The sequence below is a fragment of the Proteus columbae genome, assembly GCF_009914335.1.
Classification (GTDB): Bacteria; Pseudomonadota; Gammaproteobacteria; order Enterobacterales; family Enterobacteriaceae; genus Proteus.
In genome coordinates, this window is record NZ_CP043925.1 from 1,097,973 (window position 1) to 1,109,298 (window position 11,326).

Below are 11,326 nucleotides of genomic sequence, written 5' to 3' on the forward strand. Positions count from 1 at the left end.
TAGGTTTTTTCCCCACTTGGGGTTTTATATTTGGAAATAGGCATTGTGCTTATTTCTTTTTTAGTCAAAGTCAAAGAGGAAACAATGCTATGGTTATGCAACATGCTAAACCAGGCAGGGTGGCACTTGCCGTTATGGGCGCATTGCTTGTAACTGCACTACCTGCAAAAATGTCTCATGCTGAAGGGTTTATTGACGACTCAACCTTAACAGGCGGTCTTTTTTATTGGCAACGTGACCGTGATAGAAAAGAGTTAACACCAAATAGTCCTGATTACGGCAAATACAAAGCTAACTTACACCATTCTACTTTCAACGCTAATTTAGATTTCTCATCAGGCTACCTTGGTGATTTTATTGGTATTGATTTAGCTGCTTTTGGCGCAGCTGAATTGAATAACAGTGGCCCAGCTGCACCTAATGAAATCGGTTTTAGTGATGCAAAAAGTCGCTGGGATGAAAAATGGACTGGCGATCGCAGTGGCATGAGTGTTTATAAAGCGGCTGCGAAATTCAAATTAGGCAATTTCTGGGCTCAAGGTGGATATATTCAACCTAAAGGCCAAAGCTTATTGCGTCCACATTGGAGCTTCTTACCGGGGACTTATCGCGGTGCTGAAGCGGGTGCAGTTTTCGATTTCGATAAAAGCGGTGAATTATCTTTCTCATATATGTGGACGGATGAATATAAAGCACCGTGGTATCGGAATATGTATAACTTCCGTAAAGCTGATCTAGAAACCAATATCAGCTATCTTCACTCTTTTGGCGCCAAATATGATTTTAAAAACAGCCTAGTGTTAGAAGCTGCATTTGGTCAGGCCGATGGTTATATCGATCAGTATTTTGGCAAAGTTTCTTATGATTTTCCAATTGCTGACAATGCATTAAGAACGTCTTACCAATTCTACGGTGCTAAAGATAAAGTTACCGGCGGTGGTGTTAATGACGTTTATGATGGGTTGGCATGGTTACAAGCACTGACTTTTGGTTATACCTACAATGTATTTGACTTCAAAGTAGAAGGAACGTGGGTTAAAGCTGAAGGTAATCAAGGTTATTTCTTACAACGTATGACTCCAGGCTGGGCAACCTCTAACGGTCGTCTTGATGTTTGGTGGGATGGTCGTTCTGACTTTAACGCCAATGGAGAAAAAGCACTTTATGCTGGCGTTATGTATGATCTGAAAAACTGGGATCTGTCAGGTTGGGCTGTCGGTACTTCATATATTTACGCATGGGATGCGAAACCAAGTGGTAAAGCCGTTTATGACCAAGGTCAGCGTATCAGAGAAAGTGCATGGAATGCGGATATTATGTATACGGTTCAAGAAGGTCGCGCTAAAGGTACTCTCTTTAAGCTTCATTATACCCGTTACGATAACCACTCCGATATTCCAAGTTATGACGGTGGTTTTGGTAATATCTTCCAAGATGAAAAAGACGTTAAGTTTAACGTGATAATGCCATTCACTATTTTCTAATATCAGCATAAGGATAAAGTGTATTAATTGCACTTTATCCTGAATAAAACTAAAAAAGCTAAATACGATTACGATAAGTAAAAATAACTAGTAGAAAGATAGAGATGCATTAATTAAGAAGAACCTTACAAATAAGTCTCGTTAATAAAGTGAAGTTGTCAGCAACAGTAGTAAGAAGTAGAAGAGTCGAAGTAAAGAGTCGTTTTAAAATCGCAGTATGTAGTAAAAGTAATGTAGTAAAAGTAATGTAGTAAAAGTAATGAAGTAAAGTCGTCATGTCATGTCGTCTGAGATAAATGTGAGTGGGTTATGTTTATCTCTTGTGCTTCAGTTATTTCGCAGAATTTGCGTAAGGTATTTACCCTAAGTAAAGGCAGTCAGAGTGGGTATCGTAGTGGGGGGGAAATACCTTTATTTTTTCATTCCTTTCTTTTTTTTCGTCCTTTTCATCCTTGTACGTTTTTTTATTCTATGGCAGATTTCTTACCATTCATTTTATCTCACCTTATGTATTATTCCGCATTGAAGGCTGTTCGATAATGCGAGTTTTCAGGAAGAAGCATGTTAAAGCGATTGGATGATTTTTTATTAGAACCACCATTGAAGCCCTTTAAAGGTATAAAACGATTTATTGTTGAATTTCTTTTTTTTGGTGTGAAAGAGGCGCGTTCTTGTTTATTTGCGGGATTTTTCTTTTTTATTTTATTTGCAACGCCAAGTAAAGGTGTCTTTGGTATACCTCGTTATGATGTACTGCTTATTCTCGCTATCGCTTTTCAATTATGGATGGTGTGGGGAAAGCTAGAAACATGGGATGAATTAAAAGCGATTTGTTTTTTCCACATTGTTGGTTTTGTGATGGAGTTATTTAAAACATCAGCGGCAATTGGTTCATGGAAATACCCTGATTTTGCTTACACGAAATTGTGGGAAGTCCCATTATTTACAGGCTTTATGTATTCGGCTGTGGGGAGTTATTTAATTCAAGCATGGCGTTTTTTAAAGGTACGAATTGAACATTATCCACCTTATTGGCTGGCAACATTGGTTGCACTTGCGATTTATATTAATTTCTTTTCTCATCATTTTATTGGTGATTATCGTTGGTATTTAACGGCCTTTATTTTAGGTCTTTATGCTCGTAGTGTGGTTTATTTTACGCCTTATGATACAGAGCGAAAAATGCCCTTATTACTTGCTTTTATTCTGATTGGTTTCTTTATTTGGCTTGCTGAGAATTTTGGTACGTTCTTCGGTGTTTGGCAATATCCAAACCAAATTGGTGCTTGGTCTGCCGTGCATGCAGGGAAGTGGGGCTCTTGGTCACTGTTAGTTATTGTTACTTTTACGATAGTGGTGCATTTAAAACATATCAAACACAGTATTAGTGTGACGAAGTGAATTGATATAGCTTATGTTATCTTTAAGGTGACGTCATTACACGATAATATTGAGGTTCATAGCGGGAGCCAATAAAAAAGGAACTGTTCACAGTTCCTTTTTTTTACTGAGAGATTATCCAGAATGAATTATTTCTCATCATGTGCGTGGCTATCTTCTTTACAATTACCTTCAGCACAATGGCCATATAAATAAAGGCTATGATTGGAAAGTTTGATACCATGACGTTCAGCGATATTTCTTTGGCGTAATTCAATTGCATCGTCTGTAAACTCAATAACTTTGCCACAATCAAGACAAATTAAATGGTCATGATGGTGTTGTTGAGTTAATTCAAATACTGATTTACCACCTTCAAAATTATGTCGGGTAACAATACCAGCATCATCAAATTGGTTTAAGACGCGATACACTGTTGCCAGACCAATCTCTTCACCGATATCGATAAGTTTTTTGTAGAGATCTTCAGCACTGACATGATGGCACTCAGGATCCTGGAGCACTTCCAAGATCTTTAAGCGAGGAAGTGTAACTTTTAACCCAGCATTTTTTAACGCTTTATTATTGTCGGTCATGCGGATTTAATCCTGTTGCTAATGGTGAATTTAATTTTTGTGCTCACAAATGGGCTTTATTCATTAATACTCGGGTGAATAAATAACCTCATTGATTATAGGCATGATATTTAAAAATAAACACCCCACCTATCACACTATCTTAGCACACCATTGAATAATTATCATTCTCAATATTGAGTATTTATATTATCCCAAAATTTCGTCTAGGCTCATTTCTTCTTTGATTTGAGCAACCCAAGCGTCAACACGCTCTTCGGTTAATTCTGGTTGACGATCTTCATCAATCGCAAGGCCGATAAAATGATTATCATCTGCAAGCCCTTTAGAGGCTTCGAAATGATAACCTTCGGTTGGCCAATGTCCTACGATAACTGCACCACGAGGTTCAATAATATCGCGGATAGTACCCATTGCATCACAGAAATATTCTGCATAGTCTTCTTGGTCACCACAACCAAATAGTGCAACAAGCTTACCATTGAAATCAATATCTTCTAGTGTTGGGAAAAAATCATCCCAATCACATTGTGCTTCACCATAATACCAAGTAGGAATACCTAGTAACAGAATATCGAACGCTTCGATGTCTTCTTGACTGGATTTTGCAATATCATGAACTTCGGCATTATCAGCGCCCAGTCTTTCTTGAAGCATTTTGGCAATATTTTCAGTGTTGCCAGTATCACTGCCGAAGAATATTCCTATGATTGCCATAAAGTGAGATAACCTCTTTTATTCTAAATTCGTTATATTTCAAATTGTAGCGTTATTGACTACGTATATTTCCACAAGTCACATACTTCTTGTATGTTTCTAGTGATTCATTCACTTGTCACCTAGCTACACTTCAAAATATTTAGAGTATATTTGTCTGTGTTTGAACAATTACTAGTGAAAGATAAGCATTGTGTTTTCATAATAGAAAACTAAAAACGTATTTTGACGAAAATAGCAGGCTAATTCTGTCGAATTTGTGTGGTTTATCTGCTAACTATTCTTGTTTTGATGCATTTTTAAGGCGTTATTTTGCGCCAATTGCTCTAGTAATATTTCTTCAATAAGTTCACTACGACTGACGTTTCTTTCTGTCGCCAACTCATTGAGAGCATTTACAGCATCTTCATTTAATTTTAACTCAACTCGACGTAAACCATTAACTCTGTCACGTCTTAATTGATTGCGTTTATTAATTCTAAGCTGTTCATCCCGAGAAAGCGGGTTTGTTTTAGGTCGCCCAGGTCTGCGTTCATCTGCGAACAAATCCAGTGTGGTGCGATCAGTTTGTTCTTTTGCCATAAATTTTGCTGTGAAAGGGCGTATACCAATGACTCAATTGCGAAACGCCCAATAATACCCCACATAGTGATGTCTCGCCACTGCTTCCTGAGTTTAACTTATTGTGATTTGGTCTTTTTATCAACAGACGCTATTTTTAAGCACAATAATTATACATTCTACTAAATTATCATTTTTCAGTGACGTTATTTTAAGCTGTTAAGTTTATTAACTAAGCTTTCTCTAAAAAACGACGAATAGCCTTAATAACGGTATCTGGCTTTTCTGAATGTACCCAATGCCCTGTATTTGCGACAACAAAGGCGGTCGCGAGCGGAAATTGACGAGCGATGTTTTCACGATACTCATCTAAAATGTAAGGTGATAAACCGCCACGAATAAATAATACAGGATGATGCCAAGCCGGCACCTCTTGCCAGCCAATAATATCTGAATAAGCATTTTTTATTGCAGGTAAATTAAATAGCCACTCACCATTTTTGAATGATTTGAGTAAAAATTGGATCACACCTTCCTCTTTAATAAAAGGACGCATGATTTCCACAGCATCTTGACGACGTGTGACTTTAGCTTCTGTTACGGCTTCAAGCGCTGCAAAAATTTTGTCATGGCGGCGAACGTTATAAGTAACGGGTGACATATCAATCACAACAATATTTGCAATACGTTCGGGAGCTAATGCTGTCATCGCCATCGCAATTTTGCCTCCCATTGAGTGCCCAATAATAATGGCTTTTGAGATAGTTAAACTGTCAAGCAATGCGAGCACATCTTGCGCCATATCTTGATAATTCATACTTTCGCTATGAGGAGAGTGTCCATGGTTACGCACATCAATTTGTATCACGGTATTATCTTGACGAAGTGCACGACCTAAAACACCTAAATTATTGAGATCACCAAAGAGGCCATGGATCAAGACGATAGGTAAATTAGATACAGGTGTCGTTTCAGGTTGGTGTAATTGATAATTTAGTAATGTATTGAGTTTCATATTAATGACCAAGATGATTGCGATTTTCTTCTATGATGACATGCACAAGATGCTAAGCCAACTTATCGCAATAATATGAAAGAGTAATGAAGTTCAGAAATAATTGATAAGATAAATTTATAAAAAACCATAAAAATGCCATTATCTAGATGTATGTTCCAAACTTATTTAAAAAGTTGAAATCTTGACATTGCTCAAAAATAAATAATTAGAATTTTATATTATTTGGGGGCTGGGATAGTGTGATATAGCGGCGTTTAAAACTGACTTTGTGTGAATAAGTTCAAAGAATAGAAGATGATACCAAGATAAACAATAGGATAAATACCGAGCTTAGCCTTTAAAATGGCAGGATCTTGAATAGATCCTCTTTAAGTTATTGAAATTTTGCCTATTTTGTTTTTAAAGATTATATCTTATAATCCTAATTACTTTTTTTTGAAAATAGTACTGGGTAGCAATGAAAAAGATAGAAATTGATGACGAACTTTACCGCTATATTGCTAGCGAAACTAGACATATCGGTGAAAGCGCTTCAGATATTTTAAGGCGTCTACTGAAGCTCGATGCCAAACAGCCCGTACAACCAGTCGTTGTCACTGAGTCAGTACAAGTACCTGTTATTAAACAGGAAGCTGAACCTACACCTATAACACCAGCTATTACACCAGCAAAAAATCCGATCCGTGAAATGCGAGAACTGCTGTTATCTGATAGTTACGCAGAAAAAACAAAATCAGTTGATCGTTTTTTACAGATCCTTTCTACGTTATATAGCCTAGATAGTGCTACTTTTACTCAATCTGCTGAAACAGTACATGGACGAACACGCATCTATTTTGCTGGTGATGAACAAACATTACTCGATAGTGGACGTCATACAAAACCGCGCCATATTTCAGGCACGCCGTTTTGGGTTATCACTAACTCAAACACAGAGCGCAAGAGAACGATGGTACAAAGCATCATGCAGGATATGCAATTCCCTGCAAATGAGATTGATAAGGTGTGTGGAACTATCTAACCACTATTGTTAATTGATGCATTGCAAAGGCTTTTGTTTAAAGCGTGATTGTGATGTCAAATAGGAGAAGATTTGTGGCAATTCATCCAAGAGCAGGGCAGCATACTCGTCAAAGTGATCTGATTAATGTGGCGCAATTAACGTCTCAATATTATTCACTTAAACCACAAGCTAGCAATAACGCTCATCGTGTGAAATTTGGTACATCTGGTCATCGTGGAAGTGCAAATCGCCATAGCTTTAATGAAGCACATATTCTGGCAATTGCGCAGGCTATTGCTGAAGTACGTGCTAAGAATGGAGTAACAGGGCCATGTTACGTGGGTAAAGATACCCATGGACTGTCAGAGCCTGCATTTATTTCTGTTTTAGAAGTACTTGCTGCCAATAAAGTTAAAGTGATTATTCAAGAAAATAATGGCTATACACCAACACCAGCAGTCTCTTTTTCTATTTTGACATACAACGAAGCACATCAAGATATTGCTGATGGTATCGTGATCACTCCATCTCATAATCCACCCGAAGATGGCGGTATTAAATATAATCCATCAAATGGTGGACCTGCTGATACCGATTTAACTTCAGTGATTGAAAAACGTGCCAATGAACTGCTTGAGAACAATTTAGCAGGGATCAATCGTCTTTCTTATGATGAAGCATTAGCAAGTGGTTATATTCAAGCACAAGACTTAATTATGCCTTATGTCAAAGCGTTAGGTGACGTTGTTGATATGCAAGCAATTAAGAAAGCGGGCTTAAAATTAGGTGTTGACCCATTAGGTGGTTCAGGCATTGAGTACTGGAAACGTATTGGTGAGTATTATGATCTTGATCTTGAATTAGTTAACGATCAAGTTGATCAGACATTCCGTTTTATGACACTTGATCACGATGGTGTTATTCGTATGGACTGTTCATCACCATGGGCAATGGAAGGCTTATTACAATTACGTGATAAATTTGATTTAGCCTTTGCTAACGATCCTGATTACGATCGCCATGGTATTGTGACACCTTCTGGTTTAATGAATCCTAACCACTATTTAGCGGCTGCAATTAACTATCTTTTCCGTCATCGTCCACAATGGGCTAAAGATGTAAAAGTGGGTAAAACACTGGTTTCAAGTGCAATGATTGACCGTGTTGTAGCAGATTTAGGTCGTGAATTAGTTGAAGTGCCTGTTGGCTTTAAATGGTTTGTTCAAGGCTTATTTAGTGGTGAGTTTGGCTTTGGTGGTGAAGAGAGTGCAGGGGCATCTTTCTTACGCTTTAATGGTAAACCTTGGTCAACTGATAAAGACGGTATCATTTTATGTCTGTTGGCTGCTGAAATGAAAGCAGTAACAGGTAAAGATCCGCAAGAGCATTACAACGAATTAGCGCAACGTTTTGGTTCACCAAGCTATAACCGTATTCAAGCATCAGCAACCCATGAACAAAAAGCGTTGTTATCACGTTTATCACCTGAAATGGTGACTGCAAGCACCTTAGCAGGTGATCCAATTACTGCACGTTTAACACATGCATCAGGTAATGGCGCATCTATTGGTGGCTTAAAAGTAATGACCGATTACGGTTGGTTTGCGGCTCGTCCTTCTGGCACTGAAGAAGCCTATAAAATTTACTGTGAAAGCTTCCGTGGCCCTGAGCATCGTGAATTAATTGAAAAAGAAGCCATTGAAATAGTAAATAATGTTTTTGCTAACAAATAAGTTAGTACAATAAACTATTTATATAGAATACACTCTACCTAAAGGTAGAGTGTATTTTTTTAATTATTGAATATTTTTAGATCACAGCATTGATATCCATCATTGAGGTTGATTTAGAATTAAAAATAGAGTGGATAATCAATACAATGCAAAATAATTTCGTTTTACGAAGTGTACGTTACATGCTGGACCTAAGTGATGCACATGTTGTTGAAATCATGAAACTGGCTGATTTCACAGTCACAAAAGAGTTAGTAAATAGTTGGCTGAAAAAAGACGATGAGCCTGAGTTTGTTGAGTGTGACGATAATGCGATGGGGCATTTTTTAAATGGTCTAATTTTTTATCGTCGTGGCAAAGATGAGAATTTTCCAGCACCTGAAGTTGAAAAACGTATAACCAATAATATTATCTTAAAAAAACTGCGTGTCGCTTTTGAGTTAAAAGATGTTGATATTTTAAAGATTTATGAGCTTGCAGACTTTCGTGTTTCTAAGCCAGAACTCAGTGCAGTATTCCGTAAGCCTGGACATAAAAACTATCGTAACTGTGGCGATCAACTCGTGAGATATTTCCTTAAAGGGTTAACCGAAACCCTACGCGGTAAAGGTAAAACAGTTAAGAAATAAGTTTAGGGTATTTTAAGATATAAAATTCTCTATTTATTAAATAATACCCCAAAATTGGTTTTCGATTTTGGGGTATTTTTTTATGGTATTAACTGGCGAAAGAATAAATTTACTGCTAATGTTGTATTACTAAGTAATACAATGTAGGAAGGATTTATGGCTCGAGTAACTAGTGTGACTTTGGGTGAACACTTTAATGGCTTTGTTGGTGAAATGATCAACTCAGGACGTTATGGAAATACCTCTGAAGTAATAAGAGACGCTTTACGTATGATGGAAATAAGAGAAGAACGGATCCAAATAGTTCGTAAAATGGTGCTAGATGGTGTGAATTCACCAGAAAGTAAAAATAACATGGATGATATTTTTGCAAGAGCTGAAAAGGATTTAAATGTATAAACTTTCTGAGTTAGCAGAAGAAGATATTTATCAAATTGCGCGTTATACCATACAGCAATTTGGTGTAATTCAGGCAAAGAAATATCATGATGACTTGAAACGGACATTTGAGCTACTTGCTAGCGCACCCTGGATTGGGCGAGAGTGTAGTTGGGTGTGTAATGGTATGAGACGATTGGAGTTTAAAAAACACTCAATCTATTATCTACCAAAGAATAATACCTTATTTATTGCTCGCCTTATTCACCATTCAATAGATGTTGATTCTCTTGATTTTCCTGAATAAATATTTAATTATTCACTGTTCAATATATTGTTCATCATAATACTATTTAGCAGTAAACCCCATTCTCGAATATCTCATATCTCCTCACTGATTTGATTTTTTCCCGTTTTGATAATATGAAGCAAAGATTATTTATTGCTAACTTAATTAAGTAAAAATACCGATCTTACTTTGTTAATAATTATGTCATTTTTGTTTCTTTTTTGTTTTGATTGTGTAATTTAATTACATATCAAGCAAAATAAAGGTGATTTTTCGCACGAATTAAGTGGTCTGATCAGTGGTAAAATTTCATCAAATGAGGTAAAATTTCAGTCATCAAATTAATCTCTATACAGGAGAGCACTATGCCAGCTTATAACGAATATACAAAAAAACATGTTTTAGCCCGTCGTACTGGTGCTGTTGCGCTAGGTGTTGTGGCATTTCCTGTTATGATTTTTCATCCTAAACGCGCACAATTTTATAGCTATATACACCGTGTATGGTCTAAAACAAGTGATAAACCCGTTTGGTTGGCAAAATCAGAAGTGGCACTAAATAGTCACAAATAACAGAATATTAAGATAACGCCTGCAAAAGTAGGCGTTATTCTTATCCCTCTTTAAGCACTTTTTTGGTGCTACCTTCTTGTTTTTCCTTATCTGTAAATAACCTTCAATTTTTACGTTACAATAAACAGTAATGAGTCATTTAAACGAAGGCGATTCATCTATTGCTATTTATCTTATTGTTAGATAAATAGTGGCATTCGTGATAACAGGGAAATAAATGAAATGAAGAATACTGATCTGGAATTAGTGATTAATGAGAAGTTAAGCATTGAAAACTTTCAAGATTATGCACCTAATGGACTTCAAGTCGAAGGACGCCCTCATATTCAAAAAATAGTAACGGGTGTAACGGCAAGCCAAGCATTACTTGATGAAGCTGTACGATTAAACGCTGATGCAATTTTAGTACACCATGGTTACTTTTGGAAAAATGAGCCTGTTGTTATTCGCTCAATGAAGCGTAACCGTTTAAAGACATTACTTTGTAATGACATTAATCTTTTTGGTTATCACTTGCCGTTAGATGCTCACCCAATCTTAGGTAACAACGCTCAGTTAGCGTTAAAAATGGGTGTTAAAGTTGAAGGTGAAATATTACCTTTAGTGCCTAAAGGTGTGTTTGATTTACCTTTAACACCTCTTGAATTAAAAGCACGTTTAGAAAAAGCATTACAACGCAATGTATTGCATTGTGGTGATAATGCACCTGAAACTATTCGTAATATTGCTTGGTGTACAGGCGGTGGACAGGGCTTTATTCAAGATGCAGCAGAGCAGGGGGTGGATGCTTTTGTGACTGGTGAAGTTTCGGAACAAACTATTCATATCGCAAGAGAAATGGGTGTCCATTTTTTTGCAGCGGGACATCATGCGACAGAGCGTTATGGTATTAAAGCATTAGGTGAATGGCTTGCTCAAACACATCACTTTGATGTGACATTTGTCGATATTGATAATCCAGCATAA

Annotated in this window: 13 protein-coding genes; 9 read left to right on the forward strand and 4 right to left on the reverse strand. The window is 36.9% G+C overall.

Going from position 1 to position 11,326, the window contains the following annotated elements; genetic code table 11:
- The first annotated feature begins 89 nt into the window (after nucleotides 1-89).
- Both chiP and F1325_RS05100 read left to right on the forward strand, forming a co-directional pair.
- A complete protein-coding gene (gene chiP / locus F1325_RS05095; RefSeq protein ID WP_109374105.1) occupies nucleotides 90-1,484 on the forward strand; it encodes a chitoporin ChiP in 1,395 nt (464 codons plus the stop codon).
- 561 nt (nucleotides 1,485-2,045) lie between these two features.
- A complete protein-coding gene (locus F1325_RS05100) occupies nucleotides 2,046-2,885 on the forward strand; it encodes a DUF817 domain-containing protein (protein WP_160230068.1) in 840 nt (279 codons plus the stop codon).
- Between the two features lie 128 nt (nucleotides 2,886-3,013).
- On the opposite strand, the gene fur is transcribed toward F1325_RS05100, so the two are convergent.
- The 4 genes from fur to ybfF all read right to left on the reverse strand — a co-directional run bounded on the left by fur (nucleotide 3,014) and on the right by ybfF (nucleotide 5,753).
- Entirely contained in the window at nucleotides 3,014-3,460 is a 447-nt protein-coding gene (gene fur, locus F1325_RS05105) for a ferric iron uptake transcriptional regulator (RefSeq protein WP_023581171.1), read from the reverse strand.
- A 189-nt stretch (nucleotides 3,461-3,649) separates the two neighbouring features.
- Nucleotides 3,650-4,177 carry a flavodoxin FldA gene (gene fldA / locus F1325_RS05110; RefSeq protein WP_004244384.1) on the reverse strand — a complete coding sequence of 176 codons (528 nt, stop codon included), beginning with the start codon at nucleotides 4,175-4,177 and terminating at the stop codon, nucleotides 3,650-3,652.
- Nucleotides 4,178-4,450: 273 nt separating this feature from the next.
- Nucleotides 4,451-4,759, reverse strand: coding sequence for a LexA regulated protein (ybfE, locus tag F1325_RS05115; protein WP_109373935.1), 309 nt, complete (start codon nucleotides 4,757-4,759; stop codon nucleotides 4,451-4,453).
- Nucleotides 4,760-4,970: 211 nt separating this feature from the next.
- The gene (gene ybfF, locus F1325_RS05120) at nucleotides 4,971-5,753 is read right to left on the reverse strand and encodes an esterase (RefSeq protein ID WP_160230069.1); all 783 of its coding nucleotides are present in this window, start codon (nucleotides 5,751-5,753) and stop codon (nucleotides 4,971-4,973) included.
- A 460-nt stretch (nucleotides 5,754-6,213) separates the two neighbouring features.
- Between ybfF and seqA the strand changes: the two genes are divergently transcribed.
- The 7 genes from seqA (at nucleotide 6,214) to F1325_RS05155 (ending at nucleotide 11,326) form a co-directional block, all read left to right on the forward strand.
- Complete coding sequence (gene seqA, locus F1325_RS05125) at nucleotides 6,214-6,777, forward strand: replication initiation negative regulator SeqA (protein WP_109373937.1); 564 nt, start codon at nucleotides 6,214-6,216, stop codon at nucleotides 6,775-6,777.
- Nucleotides 6,778-6,851: 74 nt separating this feature from the next.
- Nucleotides 6,852-8,492: a phosphoglucomutase (alpha-D-glucose-1,6-bisphosphate-dependent) gene (gene pgm, locus F1325_RS05130; RefSeq protein ID WP_109373938.1), complete on the forward strand. Its 1,641-nt coding sequence runs from the start codon at nucleotides 6,852-6,854 to the stop codon at nucleotides 8,490-8,492.
- Nucleotides 8,493-8,638: 146 nt separating this feature from the next.
- Nucleotides 8,639-9,121: a DUF1456 family protein gene (locus F1325_RS05135; protein ID WP_098943871.1), complete on the forward strand. Its 483-nt coding sequence runs from the start codon at nucleotides 8,639-8,641 to the stop codon at nucleotides 9,119-9,121.
- A gap of 156 nt (nucleotides 9,122-9,277) precedes the next feature.
- On the forward strand, nucleotides 9,278-9,520 hold the full coding sequence (locus tag F1325_RS05140) for a type II toxin-antitoxin system ParD family antitoxin (RefSeq protein ID WP_109373939.1): 243 nt from the start codon (nucleotides 9,278-9,280) through the stop codon (nucleotides 9,518-9,520).
- Nucleotides 9,513-9,806: a type II toxin-antitoxin system RelE/ParE family toxin gene (locus tag F1325_RS05145; RefSeq protein ID WP_109373940.1), complete on the forward strand. Its 294-nt coding sequence runs from the start codon at nucleotides 9,513-9,515 to the stop codon at nucleotides 9,804-9,806. The genes F1325_RS05140 and F1325_RS05145 overlap by 8 nt, the downstream gene beginning before the upstream one ends.
- A 347-nt stretch (nucleotides 9,807-10,153) precedes the next feature.
- Entirely contained in the window at nucleotides 10,154-10,360 is a 207-nt protein-coding gene (locus F1325_RS05150; RefSeq protein ID WP_036912074.1) for a YbfA family protein, read from the forward strand.
- A gap of 222 nt (nucleotides 10,361-10,582) precedes the next feature.
- Nucleotides 10,583-11,326, forward strand: coding sequence for a type 2 GTP cyclohydrolase I (locus tag F1325_RS05155; protein WP_109373941.1), 744 nt, complete (start codon nucleotides 10,583-10,585; stop codon nucleotides 11,324-11,326).